Here is a 20,071-nt window from a genome sequence, read left to right on the forward strand (position 1 = left end):
AAATTACGCACATTGTCTTTCATTCTCAATATCGAAACCGCTACCAAAAACTGTTCAGTCTCAATTGCAAAAAATGGAGAAACTGTTCTCTGTAAAGAAATTGCTGAAGAAGGATATTCGCATGCTGAAAAACTTCATGTTTTTATTGAAGAAGTTATTGCAGAATCAGGTATTTCAGTTCAGGATTTAAAAGCCATTGCAGTAAGTCAGGGACCAGGTTCTTATACAGGTTTACGAATTGGGGTTTCGGCAGCAAAAGGACTGTGTTTTGCATTAAATATTCCATTAATTGCTGTAGATACTTTACAGACTTTGGCCTCAAAAGCGAATGTTTCTGACGGAAAAATTATTCCGATGCTGGACGCCAGAAGAATGGAAGTTTACAGCGAGGTTTTTAATGCTGATTTAGAAGTTGAAAGAGGAATTCAAGCGGAGATTATTACAGAAGAATCTTTTGCAGCATATACAGAAAAGATTTATTTCGTTGGAGATTGTGCAGAGAAATGCAAACCAGTTTTAACTAAAGAAAACTTTGTGTTTTTAGAAGAAATCAAATACCCTTCGGCAAGAGAAATGAGTAAAATCAGTTTTGATAAATATCAAAAAAGCGACACTGTTGATGTCGCTTATTTTGAACCTTATTATTTAAAAGATTTTATGATGACACTGCCATCAAAAAAACAATAAACTACTTTTATTTTTGAACAGTAAACGGCTGAACAGAAATTCCTGCTTCGTCTAAAGCTGTTTTGCAATTTTCTAAAGTATCAGAAAAAACAGCTCCGTAATTAATATTTTTTGCCCACGGACGAACCGCAAAATCAACAGAACTTGCAGACAAATTTTTTACGAAAACTTCCGGTGCCGGCTTTTTAAGTACTTTTGGATTTTTATTTAAAACATCCAATAAAACTTCTTTCGCCTTTTTAATGTCAGAATCATAAGAAACTGAGAATGTCAAATCGGCTCTTCTTTCTCCCTGCATCGAATAATTAATAATAGTTCCGTTTGACAAAGCACCATTCGGAACAAAAACCGTTTGATTATTTCCGGTCAGCATTTTAGTGACAAAAATCTGAATCTCTAAAACCGTTGCAATAACTCCTTGAGCTTCGATTGTATCTCCAACTTTAAAAGGTTTGAAAACGATAATCAGCATTCCGCCCGCAAAATTCGAAAGTGAACCCTGAAGTGATAAACCAATTGCCAGACCCATTGCACCCAGAATAGCTACAAATGAAGACGTCTCGATTCCGAGTTTTGAAATAAAAGTAACAAACAATAAAACCCGAAGCGCCCACAATAAAATGTCAGCAAGGAATTTTGTTAATGTTGGGTCAAGATTTCTCTTAACCATTACTTTTCTAATTATTCTGTTGATTAATCGAATAGCATATAAACCAACAAATAAAATCAGCAGTGCCGAGATTAATTTTGGCGAATAATCGATTAAAATATTGATGAATTTTGTAGCGTAACCGCTAAACTGTTCAGGATTGATGTACATATTATTTTGAATAAAAAAACCTTCTCAAAGAGAAGGTAAATTGATTTTGCAAATATAGCTATATTTTGTTTTTATATAAAAATACTTTCCGTTACTTCTCTTCTTCAGAGTCTGAATCTGTTACTCCGTCTTCGCTCACATCCACTACAGTTTCTGTAACCAATTTATAATCCTCATTCGCCGTTTCAGTAATTACTTCTTTGATAGAATCAATCACATCGTGTATAGAGTCAGATGCTTTTTCTACATATTCGCTCACGGCATCTTTAGTATGTTCCAGATATTCGGCAGCAGAATCGATTATAGGTTCTGAGGCTTCTTTAACTTCTTCAAAAGTATTTTCGGCCTGATCTGCAAAATCTACTGCTGTTTCTTTTGCCGAGCCAAACAAATTGCTGAAAAATGATGATAATCCCATGGTTTTAAAATGATTAGTTAAGGTTACAATATTAATTATTTTTGGAGAGAAACAATTTAATTTTCGTTTAATTAATTATAAAATAAAAAAAGCGCCTCAAATGAGACGCTTAAAATTATATACAATTGAAATTTTTATGCATTTAAAGCTTCAACTTTAATACCTTCATCATTCAGCATACTTTTCAGCATATTTTCGATACCGCTTTTTAAAGTAAAAGTAGACGATGGACAACCGCTGCACGCACCTTGTAAAATCACTTTTACAGTCTTATCCTCTTCATTATAAGAATCGAAAGCAATATTTCCACCATCGGCCGCAACCGCTGGTTTTACGTATTCTTCTAAAATATTGATAATTTGCTGAGACGTAACATCTAATTTGTCAAATGCTTCATCTTTTGTAACATCATTTTTAGTAGTGGTCTGAATTAAACTTTCATCTAAAACAGTTCCTCCGTTTTCAATAAATTGTTTAATGAATGTTCTTACCTCTAAAGTGATTTCAGACCAGTCGTTGATTTCGTATTTAGTAACCGAAATATAATTTTCATCAATAAAAACCTCTTTTACATAAGGAAATTTGAATAATTCCTGTGCAAGCGGAGAAGAAGCAGTCTGATCAATATTTTTGTATTCAACCGCGTTTCTAGTCAACATTCTGCTTACCACAAATTTAAGTGCCGAAGGGTTAGGAGTTGTTTCTCCGTAAACCGTAATAGGTTGTTTTTTTGCTTTGTTTTCGTCAACTTTAATGATAACGCCGCCTTTGTCTACAAATGCTGCAATTTGCTCTGCAACATCGTCCTGAACATCGCTCCATTCTACAATGCTATATCTTTCGATTGCAATAAAATTTCCTGAAATATAAACTGTTTTTACAAATGGCAGATAGAACAATTGCTGTGCTAAAGGCGAAGCTTGGGCTTCATCAATATTTTTGAATTCAAAGTTTTGATTTTGAGTAATAAAATCTTCAAACTCGAATTTTAGGATAGTAGGATTTTGAGTCTCTTTTATAGTGATTTTTGTCATGGTAGTAATTTTTTGCAAATTTACTAAAGTTATTTTCTACTATTACCTATATTTGATTTTTTAATAAAATAATTAAGACTCTATTCAAATAATTCGTACGAAATTATTAAGAGTGTAAAAATTAGACTAACTAGCCCGCCATTATGAAATTAAAAATTAAGTTATTAATTGTTTTTTTAATAACGACTTTTTATACTTATTCTCAAGAAGGAATTCCTGTTTACTCTGATTATTTATCAGATAATTACTACTTAATTCACCCTTCTATGGCCGGAGCTGCTAATTGCACAAAAGTTAGATTAACAGCCAGAAAGCAATGGTTTGGTCAGGAAGATGCGCCTACACTTCAAACTTTAAGTGTTAACGGAAGGATAGGAGAACGTTCTGGTGCCGGAATTATTGTTTTTAATGATAAAAACGGATATCATTCTGAAAAAGGAGTAAAGCTTACCTATGCGCATCATATTATGTTTTCAAGAGATGAAGTCGATTTAAATCAGCTCTCTTTTGGTATTAGCGGAGGATTGATTCAGAATCAATTAGATGAAACAAAATTTGGCGGTACTTTTGATCCAATTGTTTTTGGTTCGATTCAAAAAGATTCTTATTTTAATGTAGATTTTGGAGCTTCATATAACTATTTAGATTTTTATGCGCACGCTACAGTTCAGGGCGTTCTTGAAACGAGAAGAGAATTGTATACAGATTACGAAAGTGATAATTTAAGAAAGTTTCTTTTCAGTGCAGGTTATGTATTTGGAAAAAGAGATAAAATTACCTGGGAACCTTCTATTTTATTCCAATTGTTTGATCAAACAAAAGAAAAATCGATTGACTTGAACCTGAAAGCTTATAAGAATTTAGATTTTGGAAGTTTATGGGCGGCCTTATCTTATAGAAGGAGTTTTGACGGAGCTCAATTTAGTACTGGAAGTGGAGTTTCAAATCAAAAACTACAATATTTTACCCCAATTGTGGGCGTGAATTTTAAAAACTTTATGTTTGCTTATACCTATTCTCAGGTTACGGGCGATGTAAAATTTGATACTGGCGGATACCACCAGATTACTTTAGGAGTTAATATATTTTGTAGAAAGGAACGTTACGATTGTAACTGTCCGGCAATTAATTAAAATTTTATTATGCTTATTAAATCTGTAAACGGAAAATCACCTGCAATTCCAGAAGATTGTTACGTAGCCGAAAATGCAACTATAGTGGGCGATGTTTCTTTTGGTGAATCTTGCAGCGTTTGGTTTAATGCAGTTGTTCGTGGCGATGTTCACTTTATCAAAATAGGACATAAAGTAAATATCCAGGATGGTGCAATAATTCACTGTACGTATCAAAAACACCCAACAATTATAGGAAACAATGTTTCAATAGGGCACAATGCCATTGTTCACGGTTGTACAATTCACGACAATGTTTTAATAGGAATGGGCGCTATCGTAATGGATAACTGCGTTGTCGAAAGTAATTCGATTGTGGCGGCCGGAGCGGTTTTAACCCAAAATACGGTTGTTCCTTCAGGAACTATTTTTGCCGGCGTTCCTGCTAAAAAAGTAAAAGATATTGACCAGTCTGATTTTGCCGGAGAAATTGAACGTATTTCAAACAACTACGTAATGTATTCTGGCTGGTTTAAAGAATAAATTCAATAAAATTCCAATAATAAAAAATTCCAAATTCCAATGAAGTGTCAATAACTATTGGAATTTGGAATTTTCATTTTTGGAATTTAATACTTTACAAATTGATTTTTTCGAAGAAAGCATTTTTATAACTTTCGCTAATTGGAATTCGTTTATCGCTAATCAAAACCTTATTTTTTTGTATTGATTTTACGTGTTTTATATTGATAATATAAGATCTGTGAATTCGCGAAAATCCTTTGCTTGAAAGCAGGTTTTCTAATTTTATCAAACTGATTAAAGTTAGCGTGAATTTATTATCTGTCGTGTAAATTTTTACATAATCTTTCAAACCTTCGATAAAAAGAATATCCGAAAAATTCATTTTTACATTTTCATATTCAGCTCTCACAAACATAAAATCCTGTTCTACTTCCGGAGCGGCAATATTTTCAGAAATTGGGTGAACAGCCGCTGCAGGATTACTGATTTGCTGCGCTCTAACCACAGATTTTAAAAAACGATGAAACGGAATGGGTTTTACTAAGTAATCAACCGCACCAAGATTAAATCCTTCAACGGCATAATCAGAATAAGCGGTTGTAAAAATTACCAAAGGTTTTTTTTCGATTGTATTTAAAAAGTCAATTCCTGAAAAATGCGGCATTTGAATATCAAGAAAAATCAAATCGATATTATTTTGATTGATAAAGGAAACGGCATCGATCGCATTATTGAAAGTACTGACCAATTCAAGCGAATCTACCTTCTTGACAAAATCTTCTAATAGTTCAACTGCTAAAGGTTCATCATCTATAATTACACATTTCATCTGTTGAAAATTAAGTTTTTAAATTTGTTTTGGCAGTCAAAAGTAGTTTTAAACCAATAAATTAAGTTTTAAAATTATCATAAAAATACGGAATTAATTCCAGTATCAATTTAACGTTTATGTCGTTTTGATTTCGTCTAATTTTAAATTTAGATGAACCCGATAAAAATGATTGTCCTGATTAATAGTTAGTTCGTGGGCGTTGGGATAAAGTAAATCTAATCGGTTTTGAATATTTATAAGTCCTATGCCAGAATTGTCAGGATCTTTTTCATAATTTTCGATAGTATTCTCAATCCAAAAATCCAGATCATTTTCAGAAATGAATATCTTAATTTTTACGTGCGTAGCACCTTTGTAATCGGTTCCGTACTTAAAAGCATTTTCAACAAAAGAAATTAAAAGCAAAGGTTCAATAAACTTGTTTTTGGTATTGCCGTGAACATTTATTACAATGTCTTCAATATTATTCAGCCTGAGTTTTTGCAGTTCAATATAATTTTGAATGTAATTGATTTCTTTTTCTAAAGCCACCGTTTTGTTATCTGTTTCGTAGAGCATATAGCGCATTAATTCAGATAAGGTTACGATGGCGTCAGGGACCAAATCAGATTTCTTATGTGCCAGAGAATAAATACTGTTTAAGGAATTGAATAAAAAATGCGGATTGGTTTGCTTACGCAGATAGATCAATTCTGTATTCGTTCTGTGTGTTTCGGCGATTAATTTGTTTTGCTGATTATTATAAAATTCTGTCAATGTTCTAATAACGGCGCTTATGGTAATAATTAGAATATAGAAAAAAGATGGGCCAATTTTAAAAAACAATGGCTGTCTCGCAGGTGCCATCATTACTCTGCCTTTTTGCTTAAACAGGTTAATTGCTTCGGGCGGAATCATTCTTGTTCTCATATGTCTAAACTCAGGAATAAAATAATGAATCCTGATAATCATAAATACGGCGATAATAATAAAAATAAACAGAAAATATTTCCAATATTTTTTTTGTAAAAGAAGGGCAGGTACCAAGTAAAAATAATTCAGATAAAACAGCAGAATTCCCGTTGCCCATTGTACATAGAAATCATTATTGATTCTAAATGGACTTTCATAAAATTGAATCAGCGATGTTAGAATAAAGAAAATCCAAATCATAAAATGGAATAGTATTTTATTTGAATTTGTATTTTTAATGGTATCTAGTGTCATTTATAATTTTATTTTTAATAAAATTAATTCATTTTTGGTTACCGTTGGAGATAAGTTTTGTTTGAGTTTTTCAACCACAAAATGGGCTGTTTTTAAGGCGTCTTTTTCTGTCGAAAAACTTTTGTTATCATTTATTACAGGAATGATCGATTGTTTGATTATGATTTTGTCTTTATAAGAAATCGAATATCCCCAGCCTGAATTTGTTTTAAATGATTCGGTTTTAAAAGCCTCCTTTTTTGTACAGGAAACGATTTGTAAAACCAGTACCAAAAGCAATAAATTCTTCTGGATTTTACCCCAGAAGAATTGTTTAGTATTAATTGTCATCGTCGCTTTGTTCATCTTGTGGTCTAAATTCCCATGCATCGTCAAAGTAAGTAGAACCGACTCTTCCTAACATATAAAAACCGCGATTGTTAATTGTAAAACCAACAGCATCAGTTCTTGTTGCGCCTTCCATAGCTGTTCTTTCTTCCCAAAGATCTGTTGAAGGATTGTATTCCCAAACTGTTTTGATGTTTTCACCACCAACAACATATCCTAATCCGTTCATTGAGAAACTAGAAGCATTAGATCTTGTAATGGCATATTCATCATTCCAAGTGTAATCATCATCAGTATCTTTATCGATATCTCTTTTTCTTGTCCACACATCGGTTGCAGGATCAAATTCCCAAAAATCTTCCTGATAAACCCCATTGTTAACTCCAGTTACCAAATAAGCTTTATCTGAAATTACAAATACAGTTGCATTACGCCTTTTATTACCGCTAAATCCGTTTACAAGCGTCCATGTATTTGCCTGGTCATCATACTGATAAAAATCTTTTAAATAATTTCCATCATAACCAGTTCCAAAATAAGCTTTTCCGCCAGCCTGAAAACCAACGGCACCATAACGGCCGGTTCCTGCAAAATCAGCTTTTTGAGTCCAGGTGTTTCCAGATGGATCATATTGATAGAAATCTTTCAGTTTATTAGTTCCATCATAACCAAGCCCAACATAACCTTTATCATTTAATGTAAAGCTAGATGCAGAACTTCTTGCAACACCTGTGAAATTAGCTTTTTGTTCCCAGTAATCTCCAGTTGAGTTGTAAGCCCATAAATCTTTTAAATATTCATCTCCGGTATAACCCGTTGCTACATAAGCAAAATCTCCAATTACAAAACTTGTTGCACTAGATCTTGCAGGACCGTCAAACGCTGATTTTTTAATCCAGTTACCTACTAAATCATCATCATCGTCATCATTGCTGCAGCTTATAAAAAAGAGGCTCGAAAGCAGGGTTGCGAATAATATTCCTTTTTTTAGATTATTCATAGTGTTTAAAATTTATTTATTGTTTGTATTTGATCCCAATTCCTAAAATATAACCGTTGCTTATGTTGAAATCATAAACGGTATGATTTTCACCATCGGTTAATTTGTATTTTTTGTCAAAATCATATCCGGCTTTAAAATTTAAAAACCAGTTTTTGTCAACATTTCTTTCATATTCAAATGAGGTTGTCATTTGTGATAAAGTAGCTTTTGCAGCATTTTTATCAATTTCATTCTGAATATTTAAATTGTAAAAACTTCCGTTAAAGCTGTTACTTAAACTAAACTTGTTGCGTATGTTATTCGAATACGAAATCCTTGAATCAGGAAAACCAATAAGCACATTAGCGTTGTCATTCACTTTATAATTTAAAGAGGCTGACGGCAGAAATTTTGGGTTTCCAAAAATACTTGTTCTGGCTGCTCCAATACTTAAAGTTGTTTTTGAATTTAATTGCTGTTTTATTTCAAAACCTCCTAAAAGTGTAAAATCAGAAAAACTTAAATTTTCCTGAAAACTGAACATTGGCGTAAACGTAAAATTCAGTTTTGTCGAATTTGATATTTTCTGCGAAAATTCAAATTTGCCCTTAATCAGCTGCAGCTTGTCTAAATCTTCAAAAGATTCATAACGACCTAAATCATAGTTTATATTCAAATTCGAATATTCCAGTGTATTTGTAATCAGGCTTTTTGAACTTATTTTTTTGCTGAGCGAGATTCCAATACTTGTTTCAGTAAAATCAATTTTGTCAGTAGGCTCTGTTTTTAAATTCAGGTGTACTGAAAAATTTTCCTGCGCTTTCATATTTAGAAATGACACTAAAAAAACCGAACAAATTATAAACCTTATTTTCATTACTTATTTATTGGTTCAAAAGTAGGTTGGAGAAGGTTTTAAAAAAAAGAAGATATATGTATGGCTCTTTTTGATAGACAAAACAGCCTTTTTTAAGGTCGAATGAAATATTTATTTGCGATATTCCATTGTAGATGTTTTTTCGCCGTTGATAGTCTAAAAACACGAGACTGTATATGTTATAGTGTGGTGCAGAAGACTGCATTTTATATTTGCTCAAAAAATTGATTATGAGCAAGTTTTTATTAATGTTAGTTTTTGCTTTTACTATATTTTCATGCGGTACAGATACTGATGCAGGAGAATTTGTTGTTGGTTCTGATTATTTGGCTATAAATAATAAAGTTGTTTTAATCGACACGCTGACAGTCGAAATGTCAACCATAAATTTTGATTCACTTATTACTTCGGGACAAAACCGTATTTTAATAGGTAATTATGATGATCCTGTTTTTGGAAAAGTAAAATCAAACAGTTATTTCCAGCTTTCTGCAAGTTCTTATGCTTTGAATAATTCAGGTTCAGATACCGAGGCTGTAAATTTCGTTTTTGATTCTATCTCAATGATTTTAAAATATGATAATTACCATTACGGAGATACTACGCAGGTTCAAAAATTTGACATTCATCGATTGACCCAAAAAGTAAAACCAAATACTGATGATGATAGTTTTTATAATAACTCAACTTTAAGTTACAGTGACGAAAGCCTGGGTACTATTTCGTATAAACCCCGCCCAATAGAAAAAGATTCTATTAATATTAGAATGAGTGATGCTTTTGGAGATGCCCTTTTTCAAAAAATAAAAAAGAGAGAAATTACAGGGTTGGATAATCTGACGGAATATTTAAAAGGATTAGTGCTTGTTCCTTCAAGTTCAAATTCGTCGAGTGTAATAGGTTTTCATACCACTACCAGTAAAGTTCGAATGTATTATTCAAAATATCAGGGTGATGCAGATGTCGATTCTTTTTTTATCGATTTCCTGATGTCAAATACATCGACACAATTTAACTCTATATCGCTCGATAAAACAGGAACTATAATTCAAAATCTCCCCATTTCGACCAGTAAACTTTCAAGTTCCTTAACAAACAAACAAGGATTTATTCAGTCCGGAACCGGAGTTGCCTGCCGGATTGATTTTCCAAACATAAAACAGCTTAAAAATATTTCATCGAACGGAGCCATTGTTGACGCTCAAATGTTTATAAAACCTGTAAACAATTCGTATTCTGATAAATATCCTCTGGCAGATTCTTTAAAAGTATATGTAGGCGATAATTTAAACAGAATTAGCGGCAGTTTACTTAATGCTGCAGGAACGGCAGTTTATGGAACTTTGAGCCAGAAAAGCGATGAGTTTAATGAAAATATAGGTTATACCATTCCGCTTGGCAGTTTTTTGCAAAAAGAAATGCTGAAAGCATCAGATTCAAGGTCATCCCTGATATTAACATTGCCCGGAATTTCTAAATCAGTTAACAGACTTGTTTTAGGAGATCAAAAACACCCCGAAAATAAAATTCTAATAAAAATTTATTACCTCTCCTATTAAATGAAAAAGAAAATAATTTTTGTAAGCTGCTTCATTTTAATGGCGCTGACTTCATTTTCTCAAAGTATTTCGAGTTCGCCCTATTCATTGTATGGTTTAGGAAGTGTGTATGATGCCGATTTTGGTGCGATTTCATCCATTGGATCTTCTGGAATTGCTTTGCCGTCAGAAGGTTTTATCAATAATCTAAATCCGGCGTCTTTAGGTTTTATGCCTTTAAATCATTTTATGCTTGATGTTGGTGGAAAAGCCATTGGAACAACTTACCAAAGTAAATCCAAAACAGAGAAACGAAATAATTTTCAGTTTTCGCATTTAGCTTTTGCTTTTCCGGTAACGAAAAATTCAGGGTTTAGTATCGCACTCAAGCCTTATTCGAGTTCTACTTATAAAATTTCAAATCTTTTACTGCCTATTGCCGATAGCCAGGAATCGTATAATTTATCTGCCGCAGGTTCAGGAGGATTAAATGACTTCGATTTCTCGTATGGATATCGTTTTGGTAAAAAGCTGACGGTTGGAGCTACTGCCGCTTTGTTATTTGGAAATATTACAGACGACCGCACCTTTACTATTTTGAATTCAATTACTAATGTTCATAAAAAAACAGATTATAATGGATTTCGTGCTACTTTAGGAACGCAGTATAAAATCGATTCCACATTAACAATTGGAACAACTTTTAAACTTCCGGCACAAATTAAAGGCTCAAAAGTTCAATCTGTTCAAACGTCTACAGATGGAGTTACTAATGTTATTGAGTCTGAAGCAGCTTCGGATGTGGATGATTATTATATGCCTTTAGAAATAGGAATAGGGATCAGCAAACGATTTAAGAATGTTTTGAACATGACTTTAGATTACGAAAAAAGTTTGTGGAATGATACCAGACAGTCTGATCTTTATGGTGATTTTGTAAACCAGGACAGGTTTGCCCTCGGATTTTCTTATTTTAATGCCAATAGAAATATTCGCAAATATTGGGATAGAATAACATATTCTGCGGGAGCAAATTTTGATACCGGTTATCTTGAAGTCGACGGGAAAAGAGTTAACAATGCCTCAATTTCAGTCGGAATTAATCTGCCAATCGAAAACACCTCTTCGGCCTTAAATATTTCCTATTCCTATGGACAAAGAGGCAGGATATCAGAGAATCTTATTAAAGAGAATTACCATAAGATATCTCTTAATTTATCTTTAGACGGAATTTGGTTTGTGAAACGAAAGTTTGATTAATTAAAAGTCTTTTTCAATTACCGGATATTTATCTTCTAAAATTGATTTTAAAACCGCTGGATTTGAATTGACATAAAATATAGGTTCGCTTTTTGGAGTGTCAGTAAAACCGACTTTTTCACGCAAAATATTTTGTGTTTGTCTTGCTACTGCCTCTCCAGAATCTATGATTTGAATGTGGTCAGGTAGTATCTTTTTAATCTGCGGAATTAAATAAGGATAATGACTGCAGCCTAAAACAAGATAATCAATATTGGCATCGATCATAGGCTGTAAATATTCTTTTAATAATTGGGTCATTTCCGGAGAATGTAAATTGCCGTCTTCAATTAATTTAACCAGGTTGTAACCAACCTGTTCAATAATTGTAGTATGCTGAAACATCTCTGCCGTTTTATTAAACAGTTCGCTGTTTAAGGTTCCTTTTGTGGCCAGGATTCCAATAACCTGTGTCTTAGAATTATTGGCAGCAGGTTTTATTGCAGGTTCAATCCCTATAAAGGGTACATCATAATCATTACGAAGTTCCCAAATTGCATTTGTTGTTGCAGTATTACACGCAACGACAATTAATTTGCAATTATTTTCAAGTAAAAACTCTACATTTTTTTTACTTAAGGCAACAATCTCTTCTTTTGTTTTTTGACCGTAGGGAGCATTTTTGCTATCGGCTAAATAAATTGTTTTTTCGTTTGGAAGTAAATCGTGAATTTCTTTCCAGATTGAAGTTCCTCCAATACCAGAGTCGAAAACGCCTATAGGATTATTGTTTGTCATAATACAAAATTAGTATTTTTTGAAATAAAAATATATTCCAATTTAGTAGAAATCTGGAAATATTAATGGATTTTAATTTTAAATAAATGTAAAAAAAAACTGCTTAAATTTTTAAAATTTAAGCAGTTTAATTAAAAGGAATTCGTTTATTAGAATCCTAAGTCTTTTTTCACATCAGCAGTAATGTTTGGACCATCAGCTAATAAAAGAGTAGAACCATCTAAAACGTATTGGAAACCTTTAGCTTTACCAACTTTTTGGATAGAAGCTCTTACTTTTTCCATTAAAGGTTTTACGATATCAGTTTCTTTTTGTTGAAGTTCTTTTTGAGCATTGTCTCTGTAATCAACAATTCTTTTTTGCATATCCTGAACTTCTTTAGAACGGTCACCGTTTACAGCTTCAGTTACAGTTGCAGCTTCAGCTTCATACTTTTTAATTTTAGTTTGGTATTCGTCAACCATTTTTTTGTATTCAGCATCATATGTCCCACTTAATTTTTGCAGTTGATTTTGAGCATCTAACATAGCAGGCATTTTCGACATAATCTCGCTAACATCAACATGGGCAACCTTCGCCTGTGCGTTCATTGTATTACTTGCTCCTAAAATAAGTATTGCAGCAATTAGTAAAGTTTTGATTTGTTTCATCATTTTAAAAAATTAATTAATTATTGGTCGTATTTGTTTTTTGTGTTTCGGCCTCTTTTGCTTTTTTAGCCGCTTCTCGTTCCTCGAGTATTTTTTTTCTTCTCTCTTCTAATTCTTTTTTACGCTGTTCGTAAAGCTTTTGTCTCTCTGCTGCTTTATCTACTGCAGGTTCAGTAGTTGTTGTAGCAGGTTTAGCCGTTTCAGTTGTTTTTGCTGCCTCGGTTGTTTTTGCTGGTTCAGAAACCGTGCCATTTTTTTTAGCTTCTCTCTCTGCCTGAATTGCTTTTCTTCTGTCGTCGTATTCTTTTTTCTTAGCTTCCTGCTCCAGTCTTCTGTCTTCAATCAGTTTTTCTCTCGCAGTTCTCTTTTCATCTAATGCTTTTTGACGATCTGCCATTGCCGGATTTTCATCAATTGCATTTTCCTTGCTCTCTTTAGCTTCCTGATCTTTCAATTGTTTTTTAGTCAATTGCTCTCTTTTCTCAGTTCTGTTTAAAACACGCAGTACCTGATCACTGATATCGAATCTTTTATTGCTGAAAAGCATTGTCAGATCTGATGACTTATCAAAAATGAAATCATAATTTTTAGCTTCGGCAATATCTTGAACGGCTGTAAAAACCTGATCCTGAATTGGCTTTGCTAAAGCTGATTTCTGTCTCATTAAATTTCCGTCAGCACCAAATTGCTTTTGTTGATACTCCAGCATTTCGTTTTCCTGAAATTTAATTTCTGTTTCTCTTTCATCAATTAATTCTTTAGTCAATAAAGCTTTTTCTGCCTTAAGATTTTCTTTAAGAGTATTGATGTTTAATTTTTTGGCTTCTATTTCTTGTTTCCACTTTTGAGCTTTTAGCTCTAATTGTGCTTTTGCTTCTTTGTAATCAGAAACATTTTCCAAAATATATTCCATATCAATGTAACCGATTCTAGTCGTCTTACCTTGAGCCTGACTTGTATTTACCGCAATCAAAACTAAAAATATAAATAAAAACCGTTGTTTCATAACATTACTTTATTTTGAATTTTTAGCCAAAGGTATTAAAATTTGTACTAAAACCCGCACTAAAACTGTTGACCAATAATAAAATGTGTTTCCCAGCCATTTGCCTTGTTTGTAACTGACCCAGGAAGAGCATCAAAACCGTAACCGAAATCAATTCCTAATAATCCAAATGCAGGCATGAATACACGTAAACCAGCACCAGCAGAACGATTTAAGTCAAACGGGTTATAATCTCTAAACGTTGGATAAGACGAACCTGCTTCTAAAAACGTCAATGCATAAATTGATGCAGACGATTTTAATGTAATAGGATAACGTAATTCCATCGAGAATTTGTTATACACAGTTGCTCCAATCTGTTGTCCCAATGAATTAACAGGTGTAAGCGAATTGTTCGGATAACCTCTTAATTGTATTGTTTCTCTACCATCCATAGAATAGTTTGCCATTCCATCTCCTCCTAAATAGAAACGCTCAAACGGAACAACACCTCTTGATTGATCATAAGCTCCTAAGAAACCAAATTCTGTTAATGTTCTTAAAACTAATTTTCCATACACTTTAGTATACCAGTCTGCTTTAAATTTTACTTTATAGTATTCTAACCAGTTATATTTCTTTTGATCGACCTTCGCAGCATCTGTGTCAGCGCTCTTATAGTCAGATCCTACACTCACATATTGAGAAGATCCGTTTATAGTTTCAGCTTTCATATAATCACCAGGATTTATAGGCTGACCGTCTGGACCAGTTTTTGCCTCTCCGGTATATTGTACTTTATATTCTTTTTGATTTCCTAAGTCGCCGTAATTAACACCATTAAATAATGAGTAAGGAGGCGTAACTTTTGCAGAGATACTAAATTCAGAACCATAAGTTGGGAATATTGGGTTTACCCCTTTATTACTTCTTGAAAGTCCTATAGTATAAGCAAGGTTTCTTGATGCTCCGTTACCAAATGTAAACAACCCTGTATAGTAATTGTTTAAGTCATAATGCTGATAACTCACAGATTGTGAAAGAACGAAATAATCATCCGGCACAGTTAAACGTTTCGCTAAACCAACTTGTACTGTAAAAATATTAAAACTTTGGCTTTTATCCACAGTTCTGGTTACATAATTGTTATTGAACTGTTTACTGTAAGATATAGAAGAACTAAACTGTACTGGTTTTTTACCTCCAAACCATGGTTCAGAGAATGATAAACTATACGTTTGGAAATAAGTACTTCCTTGTAAACGAAGTGCTACTTTTTGTCCGTCTCCCATTGGAAGTGGTTTATATGCATCTTTATCAAATAATTTTCTAGCCGAGAAGTTGTTGAATGACAAACCTAAAGTTCCAATGAAACCTCCTCCGCCATAACCACCTTGAAGCTCAACCTGGCTAGATCCTTTTTCTACTAATTGGTATTCAATATCAACTGTTCCTGCAGAAGGATCAACGTTTCTAAATTCTGGTTTAATAGCCTCCGGATCAAAGAAACCTAATTGACCAATTTCACGAATTGTTCTAACTAATTCTTCTTTACTGTATTTATTTCCGGGCTTAGTTCTTAACTCACGGTAAATAACGTGGTCATTTGTTTTGTCATTTCCAGTAACATAGATTTTATTGAAATAGGCGATAGGGCCTTCAGTAATTCTAATCTCGAAATCAATTGTATCGTTTACAGTTTTTACCTCTACAGCATTAATTTTTGAGAATAAATAACCATTGTTTTGGTATAAATTCGTGATATCTTCTCCGTCAGGTTTTGAATTATCAGCGATTCTTTTTTCTAGTAAAACACCATTATAAGTTTCTCCTTTTTTGATCCCTAAATAACGGTTTAACTGTTGATCTGAATAAACGGTATTACCTAAAAACTTAATATTTCCGAAGTAATATTTATTTCCTTCTTCTACATTAATTTTTATCGCAAGCATATTTTTGTCTTTGATGTAATTAACAGAGTCATAAATAATACGTGCATCACGATACCCTTTTTCTTTGTAAGCAGCGATAACTTTTTCTAAGTCAGTTTTGTATTTTTCAGGAATAAATTTAGAGGCTTTAAAAACACGAAGAAAGTTTTTCTGTTTCGTGTCCTTCATTGCGGCTCTTAATTTTGTGTCGCTAAGCTGCTGATTTCCTATGAAATCAATACTTTTAATTTTAACTTTATCTCCTTTATCTACTCTAACAAGCATGTTTACCTGATTTCCAGCAGTACTGTCCGGAGTAGTAGTAATGGTAACTTTTGTATTGTAAAAGCCGTCTTTTTTATACTTATTTTCGATATAATTTTTAGTAGTCGTAATTAAGTTTTCGTTTACAATTTTATTTTTAGTTAAATTGTTATCCTTAATTAATCCTTCGATTTTACTCTTCTTAACACCGGTGATTTTAACTTCATTTAATTTTGGAAGCTCAACAATATTTAAATCTAAATAAATACTGTCATTTTGTACCTTATTAATATAAAAAGAGATTTCGTCGAAAAGACCTAGTTTACCTAATTTTTTGATAGCACCAGTGATTTCTTCACCTGGAACTGTTATTTCGTGACCTACCTGAAGACCTGAGAAAGTAACAACAGTCTGCTCATTGAAGCTTATTTTACCAACAACAGAAACTTTAGCCAGAATATATTTTTTTCCTTGGTCAAAAGGAACTCTATCTTGAGCTTTAACTTGTGAAAAACTACCCAATAATAAAAGGGTACAGATTATTTGTGGTATTCTTTTTTGTAACACTAAAAAATTATTTAATTTGTTCACTGGTTTTTCCAAATCTACGTTCTCTTTTTTGATAACTAATAATAGCCTCATATAAATCTTGATCTTTAAAGTCTGGCCACAAGACATTAGTAAAATATAATTCAGCATAGGCAATCTGCCACAACAGAAAATTACTTATTCTATGTTCTCCACTTGTTCGTATTAATAAATCTACGTCAGGTAAATTTTGCGTGTAAAGATGCTCATTTATAATTGAATCGTCAATAGTGTCTATTGAAATTATATTATTTTTAACTTTATCACTAATCACTCTAACAGCATTTACCAATTCCTCTCTGGAACCATAGCTTAAAGCAAGGGTTAACGTTAGTCTGGTGTTGTTTTTAGTCTTCTCAATAACGTCTAAAAGTTCTTTTTGTGCCGATTTTGGTAATTTGTCAAGATTTCCAATAGCATTAAGTCTGATATTGTTTTCCTGAAGTGTAACTAGCTCTTTTTTTAAGGAATTAATCAATATTTTCATTAACGCCTCAACTTCCAGTTTAGGACGATTCCAGTTTTCTGTAGAAAAAGCATACAAGGTTAGGTACTCAATACCTAGTTTGGCACAAGTTGTAATTGTTTTTTTAACAGATTTGGTGCCGTTTTCGTGTCCAAAAGCTCTTAAAAAGCCTTGTTGTTTAGCCCAGCGCCCGTTTCCGTCCATAATAATGGCCAGATGTTTTGGTAAGTTTGATTGATCTATAGAGTCTAGTAAATTCATTTTTATTATTCTGCGCAGTAGCAAGGTTTTTGTCCAAAGGTATAAGTTAAAGTAATACCTGAAAAGACATACCAGTCATTATTATTTAAATTTCCGAATTTTAGAATGTTTGCATTGCTGGTATCAGGATTACTGCCATCAATATTGTCGGTAAAAGTATATCGTGCCCCAACTTCAGCACCTATAACAAAATGAGGAGTTACATTTGATTTAATTCCAAGTGTTATGGGTATTGCAAATGAATTTGAGTTGATTTTTTGCGTAATATTTGGGCTGGTTTCATAACGATATAAACCATCATAAAGAAAAAAGCTTAAACCTGAATATATATAAGGAGTAACTTTTGTATGATAATCATGAAGATTGAAATCAAAAAAATTAAATTCTAAACCAGCAGAAAATTCTTTTACATCATTATCAAAACGATATCCCCTTCTGTTGCGTCCTGTTTCGTCAGAATCTAAATCGTTTCCGGTGATACTAGATTGTGTATAAGAGAAACGATAAGAATGTCTTGGGCTTTTGTTCCATTTGTACAAAATACCTAAAGCCAGTTTATTTGGATTAACGTAAGTTGTGCTTCCAACATCACCAACAAAGTTGCTTCCGCCAATAAAAACACCAAGCTCATTGATTTGAGCATTAAGTGTAATAAAAGGGAAAAAACATAACAATAAATTAAAAATTTTCTTCATTTAATTCAAAATTGCGTGCAAATATAATAATTATCAATACGAATCAAAGTTCCTTTAGATAAATGTGCTTTTTTTTCAATTTACATTATGATTTTGAGCAATTTAATGATGATTCGCTATATGCAGAACGAGAAAATGTGGTATTATCGTATAGTGATGAAGGAGAAAAGAGTTTAATTTCTCTTGTCTTCTCCCCAGAGCAGTTTGTTTCTTAAGGTTTTTAAGAAAGTTTCGCCCGGGATTTCAATCATTTTTATTTTATAATCAGTTTTTTTAATCTTAAGAACTGATTCGTTTTTTACCGAAGAAATTCGGGAATCTAATGAAACCAAATATTGGTCTTCTCTTCCTGTTACGCGCAAAGTGATTTCAGTATCGTCTGGTATAACAAGTGGTCTGGCGGTTAAATTATGTGGTGCAATTGGCGTAATTACTAAACTTTTTACATCTGGTGTTAAAATAGGCCCGCCGCAGCTTAATGAATATCCTGTAGAACCCGTTGGAGTTGAAATAATTAATCCATCTGCCCAGTAAGAATTTAAATATTCATTGTTTAAATAGGTATCAACAGTAATCATCGAAGTCGTATCTTTTCTGCTTACAGTAACCTCGTTCATAGCAAAATTAAGCTCTGCGAATGCATCATTTTTAGGTTCGCAGGTTATGCCAAGCAAAGTTCTTTCGGATGTTGTATAGTTTTGATCGATAACATATTGCAGTAAACTGTCAATGTTTTCCTTTTGAACTTTTGCAAGAAATCCTAATCTTCCTGCGTTTATACCTAATAAAGGAATGCCTGAATTACGAACAAAAGCCGCAGCTCTCAAAATTGTTCCATCACCGCCAATACTAATCAGCATTTCAAAACTATTATCTAAAGTAGTACTTGGAGAAAAAGTTTTATATTCCTTTTTTACAAGCTGCTTATCGTAAAGCATGTCCAGAAAATTTTCTTCAATTACCATTTCTACATTATTAGAATTGAAAAACGAGAAAATGTCTTTTATAATAGGTTCGGTACTGTTTTGATAATATTGTCCGTAAATGGCTATTTTCATCTGGTGTTTAATCGATTTTTATTTAATTGTTTAATCGTTAATTTTCTTCGTTAAAACGATTAAACAATTAACCGATTCAACAAACAATATTATATATTAAGGTATTTGTCTAAATAATCAGAGCGCTCTTTTAAGCTATTAATATAGGTATCTTCCTGATGTTCTGAAATAATTTCATAACCGTATCTTCTATACGTCTGAATAATTTCATTCATCGCTCCCAAACCTATTTTTATAGTAATCTGAACATTTTCTAGATCGGCTTCAGAAACAAAACAACCTAAAATTTTACCATTATTGCTTTCTACAATTTGGGTTACTTCGCTCATCGAATAATCCAGCAGCCCTTTTTGAACAATGATAATTCCTCCTTGTTCCTTTAAAAATGGCGTTTCCTGAAAAAACTTCATAATATCTTCCATTTCATAATAGCCTATGTAGCTATTATTCTCATCAAGAATTGGAATAATATTAGTGTGATTTTTTGCGAAGACTTCCAGAACATCCAGCCAGATCATTGATTTTCTGGCAAAAAAACGTTCTAAAGTATATTTGTAGTCAATAGCTTTTTTATCGGTATCAAACGTTTCAACATCATCAGAAGAAATACTTCCAATGAAAATCCCATCTTCTAAAATCGGAAAATGAGAAAAATTTACATCGATAAAAAAGTCCTGAATCGATGCTATCGTTTCCTGACTATCAATCGCTCTGAAATCATTTGTGATATAGTTTGTAATTTCTGTCATAAATCAATCGAAGATATTTGATGCAAAAT

21 protein-coding genes are annotated in these 20,071 nt (G+C 32.7%); 5 read left to right on the forward strand and 16 right to left on the reverse strand.

The genetic code is table 11. The features are described from left to right. Positions 1–12: 12 nt before the first annotated feature. Positions 13–687: a tRNA (adenosine(37)-N6)-threonylcarbamoyltransferase complex dimerization subunit type 1 TsaB gene (gene tsaB / locus BUE10_RS21875; RefSeq protein WP_073489013.1), complete on the forward strand. Its 675-nt coding sequence runs from the start codon at positions 13–15 to the stop codon at positions 685–687. A 7-nt stretch (positions 688–694) separates the two neighbouring features. On the opposite strand, the gene BUE10_RS21880 is transcribed toward tsaB, so the two are convergent. The 3 genes from BUE10_RS21880 to BUE10_RS21890 all read right to left on the reverse strand — a co-directional run bounded on the left by BUE10_RS21880 (position 695) and on the right by BUE10_RS21890 (position 2,959). Next, complete coding sequence (locus tag BUE10_RS21880) at positions 695–1,507, reverse strand: mechanosensitive ion channel family protein (protein WP_073489015.1); 813 nt, start codon at positions 1,505–1,507, stop codon at positions 695–697. A 91-nt stretch (positions 1,508–1,598) separates the two neighbouring features. Beyond that, positions 1,599–1,925, reverse strand: a complete 327-nt coding sequence (locus tag BUE10_RS21885; protein WP_073489016.1) for a hypothetical protein — start codon at positions 1,923–1,925, stop codon at positions 1,599–1,601. Between the two features lie 134 nt (positions 1,926–2,059). Further along, positions 2,060–2,959, reverse strand: a complete 900-nt coding sequence (locus BUE10_RS21890) for a NifU family protein (protein WP_073489018.1) — start codon at positions 2,957–2,959, stop codon at positions 2,060–2,062. Between the two features lie 143 nt (positions 2,960–3,102). Here BUE10_RS21890 and BUE10_RS21895 point away from each other — a divergent pair, with 143 nt between their 5' ends. Then, positions 3,103–4,092 (forward strand): PorP/SprF family type IX secretion system membrane protein, encoded by a 990-nt coding sequence (locus tag BUE10_RS21895; RefSeq protein WP_073489020.1) that lies wholly within the window; start codon positions 3,103–3,105, stop codon positions 4,090–4,092. Between the two features lie 9 nt (positions 4,093–4,101). Next, positions 4,102–4,614, forward strand: a complete 513-nt coding sequence (locus BUE10_RS21900) for a gamma carbonic anhydrase family protein (protein ID WP_073489022.1) — start codon at positions 4,102–4,104, stop codon at positions 4,612–4,614. Positions 4,615–4,708: 94 nt separating this feature from the next. On the opposite strand, the gene BUE10_RS21905 is transcribed toward BUE10_RS21900, so the two are convergent. The 5 genes from BUE10_RS21905 to BUE10_RS21925 all read right to left on the reverse strand — a co-directional run bounded on the left by BUE10_RS21905 (position 4,709) and on the right by BUE10_RS21925 (position 8,769). After that, positions 4,709–5,425 (reverse strand): LytR/AlgR family response regulator transcription factor, encoded by a 717-nt coding sequence (locus BUE10_RS21905; RefSeq protein ID WP_073489024.1) that lies wholly within the window; start codon positions 5,423–5,425, stop codon positions 4,709–4,711. A gap of 117 nt (positions 5,426–5,542) precedes the next feature. Continuing rightward, a complete protein-coding gene (locus tag BUE10_RS21910) occupies positions 5,543–6,634 on the reverse strand; it encodes a sensor histidine kinase (protein WP_073489025.1) in 1,092 nt (363 codons plus the stop codon). Further along, positions 6,635–6,964: a DUF4907 domain-containing protein gene (locus tag BUE10_RS21915; RefSeq protein ID WP_073489027.1), complete on the reverse strand. Its 330-nt coding sequence runs from the start codon at positions 6,962–6,964 to the stop codon at positions 6,635–6,637. Further along, positions 6,954–7,961 carry a Kelch repeat-containing protein gene (locus BUE10_RS21920; RefSeq protein ID WP_073489029.1) on the reverse strand — a complete coding sequence of 336 codons (1,008 nt, stop codon included), beginning with the start codon at positions 7,959–7,961 and terminating at the stop codon, positions 6,954–6,956. Before BUE10_RS21920 ends, BUE10_RS21915 begins: the two co-directional genes overlap by 11 nt. Before the next feature lie 16 nt (positions 7,962–7,977). Beyond that, on the reverse strand, positions 7,978–8,769 hold the full coding sequence (locus BUE10_RS21925; RefSeq protein WP_234984790.1) for a DUF6268 family outer membrane beta-barrel protein: 792 nt from the start codon (positions 8,767–8,769) through the stop codon (positions 7,978–7,980). 281 nt (positions 8,770–9,050) lie between these two features. Between BUE10_RS21925 and BUE10_RS21930 the strand changes: the two genes are divergently transcribed. After that, positions 9,051–10,379: a DUF4270 family protein gene (locus BUE10_RS21930; RefSeq protein WP_073489032.1), complete on the forward strand. Its 1,329-nt coding sequence runs from the start codon at positions 9,051–9,053 to the stop codon at positions 10,377–10,379. Beyond that, on the forward strand, positions 10,380–11,618 hold the full coding sequence (locus tag BUE10_RS21935; RefSeq protein ID WP_073489034.1) for an aromatic hydrocarbon degradation protein: 1,239 nt from the start codon (positions 10,380–10,382) through the stop codon (positions 11,616–11,618). Here the strand turns inward: BUE10_RS21935 and murI are convergent, their stop codons facing one another. The 8 genes from murI to BUE10_RS21975 form a co-directional block, all read right to left on the reverse strand. Further along, a complete protein-coding gene (murI, locus tag BUE10_RS21940; protein ID WP_073489036.1) occupies positions 11,619–12,395 on the reverse strand; it encodes a glutamate racemase in 777 nt (258 codons plus the stop codon). Positions 12,396–12,544: 149 nt separating this feature from the next. Continuing rightward, positions 12,545–13,048: an OmpH/Skp family outer membrane protein gene (locus BUE10_RS21945; RefSeq protein ID WP_177178064.1), complete on the reverse strand. Its 504-nt coding sequence runs from the start codon at positions 13,046–13,048 to the stop codon at positions 12,545–12,547. Between the two features lie 13 nt (positions 13,049–13,061). Then, entirely contained in the window at positions 13,062–14,051 is a 990-nt protein-coding gene (locus BUE10_RS21950; RefSeq protein WP_073489037.1) for an OmpH/Skp family outer membrane protein, read from the reverse strand. 59 nt (positions 14,052–14,110) lie between these two features. Then, entirely contained in the window at positions 14,111–16,867 is a 2,757-nt protein-coding gene (locus tag BUE10_RS21955) for a BamA/OMP85 family outer membrane protein (RefSeq protein WP_073489039.1), read from the reverse strand. Next, the gene (locus BUE10_RS21960) at positions 16,800–17,540 is read right to left on the reverse strand and encodes an isoprenyl transferase (RefSeq protein WP_053471628.1); all 741 of its coding nucleotides are present in this window, start codon (positions 17,538–17,540) and stop codon (positions 16,800–16,802) included. The genes BUE10_RS21955 and BUE10_RS21960 overlap by 68 nt, the downstream gene beginning before the upstream one ends. Before the next feature lie 5 nt (positions 17,541–17,545). Then, a complete protein-coding gene (locus BUE10_RS21965; protein WP_073489041.1) occupies positions 17,546–18,235 on the reverse strand; it encodes a type IX secretion system protein PorG in 690 nt (229 codons plus the stop codon). 173 nt (positions 18,236–18,408) lie between these two features. Further along, on the reverse strand, positions 18,409–19,293 hold the full coding sequence (locus BUE10_RS21970) for an NAD kinase (RefSeq protein ID WP_073489043.1): 885 nt from the start codon (positions 19,291–19,293) through the stop codon (positions 18,409–18,411). Between the two features lie 89 nt (positions 19,294–19,382). After that, the gene (locus BUE10_RS21975) at positions 19,383–20,042 is read right to left on the reverse strand and encodes a CBS domain-containing protein (RefSeq protein ID WP_073489045.1); all 660 of its coding nucleotides are present in this window, start codon (positions 20,040–20,042) and stop codon (positions 19,383–19,385) included. Positions 20,043–20,071: the final 29 nt, after the last annotated feature.

This window comes from Flavobacterium sp. CF108, assembly GCF_900129795.1.
Lineage (GTDB): Bacteria > Bacteroidota > Bacteroidia > Flavobacteriales > Flavobacteriaceae > Flavobacterium.

Excerpts from the sequence above, each read along its gene's own strand:
- BUE10_RS21880 (WP_073489015.1), bottom strand. The coding sequence starts at position 1,507 with ATGTACATCAATCCTGAACAGTTTAGCGGTTACGCTACAAAATTCATC.
- BUE10_RS21885 (WP_073489016.1), bottom strand. The coding sequence starts at position 1,925 with ATGGGATTATCATCATTTTTCAGCAATTTGTTTGGCTCGGCAAAAGAA.
- BUE10_RS21890 (WP_073489018.1), bottom strand. The coding sequence starts at position 2,959 with ATGACAAAAATCACTATAAAAGAGACTCAAAATCCTACTATCCTAAAA.
- BUE10_RS21895 (WP_073489020.1), top strand. The coding sequence starts at position 3,103 with ATGAAATTAAAAATTAAGTTATTAATTGTTTTTTTAATAACGACTTTT.
- BUE10_RS21900 (WP_073489022.1), top strand. The coding sequence starts at position 4,102 with ATGCTTATTAAATCTGTAAACGGAAAATCACCTGCAATTCCAGAAGAT.
- BUE10_RS21905 (WP_073489024.1), bottom strand. The coding sequence starts at position 5,425 with ATGAAATGTGTAATTATAGATGATGAACCTTTAGCAGTTGAACTATTA.
- BUE10_RS21910 (WP_073489025.1), bottom strand. The coding sequence starts at position 6,634 with ATGACACTAGATACCATTAAAAATACAAATTCAAATAAAATACTATTC.
- BUE10_RS21915 (WP_073489027.1), bottom strand. The coding sequence starts at position 6,964 with ATGACAATTAATACTAAACAATTCTTCTGGGGTAAAATCCAGAAGAAT.
- BUE10_RS21920 (WP_073489029.1), bottom strand. The coding sequence starts at position 7,961 with ATGAATAATCTAAAAAAAGGAATATTATTCGCAACCCTGCTTTCGAGC.
- BUE10_RS21925 (WP_234984790.1), bottom strand. The coding sequence starts at position 8,769 with ATGAAAGCGCAGGAAAATTTTTCAGTACACCTGAATTTAAAAACAGAG.
- BUE10_RS21930 (WP_073489032.1), top strand. The coding sequence starts at position 9,051 with ATGAGCAAGTTTTTATTAATGTTAGTTTTTGCTTTTACTATATTTTCA.
- BUE10_RS21935 (WP_073489034.1), top strand. The coding sequence starts at position 10,380 with ATGAAAAAGAAAATAATTTTTGTAAGCTGCTTCATTTTAATGGCGCTG.
- murI (WP_073489036.1), bottom strand. The coding sequence starts at position 12,395 with ATGACAAACAATAATCCTATAGGCGTTTTCGACTCTGGTATTGGAGGA.
- BUE10_RS21945 (WP_177178064.1), bottom strand. The coding sequence starts at position 13,048 with ATGATGAAACAAATCAAAACTTTACTAATTGCTGCAATACTTATTTTA.
- BUE10_RS21950 (WP_073489037.1), bottom strand. The coding sequence starts at position 14,051 with ATGAAACAACGGTTTTTATTTATATTTTTAGTTTTGATTGCGGTAAAT.
- BUE10_RS21955 (WP_073489039.1), bottom strand. The coding sequence starts at position 16,867 with ATGAGGCTATTATTAGTTATCAAAAAAGAGAACGTAGATTTGGAAAAA.
- BUE10_RS21960 (WP_053471628.1), bottom strand. The coding sequence starts at position 17,540 with ATGAATTTACTAGACTCTATAGATCAATCAAACTTACCAAAACATCTG.
- BUE10_RS21965 (WP_073489041.1), bottom strand. The coding sequence starts at position 18,235 with ATGAAGAAAATTTTTAATTTATTGTTATGTTTTTTCCCTTTTATTACA.
- BUE10_RS21970 (WP_073489043.1), bottom strand. The coding sequence starts at position 19,293 with ATGAAAATAGCCATTTACGGACAATATTATCAAAACAGTACCGAACCT.
- BUE10_RS21975 (WP_073489045.1), bottom strand. The coding sequence starts at position 20,042 with ATGACAGAAATTACAAACTATATCACAAATGATTTCAGAGCGATTGAT.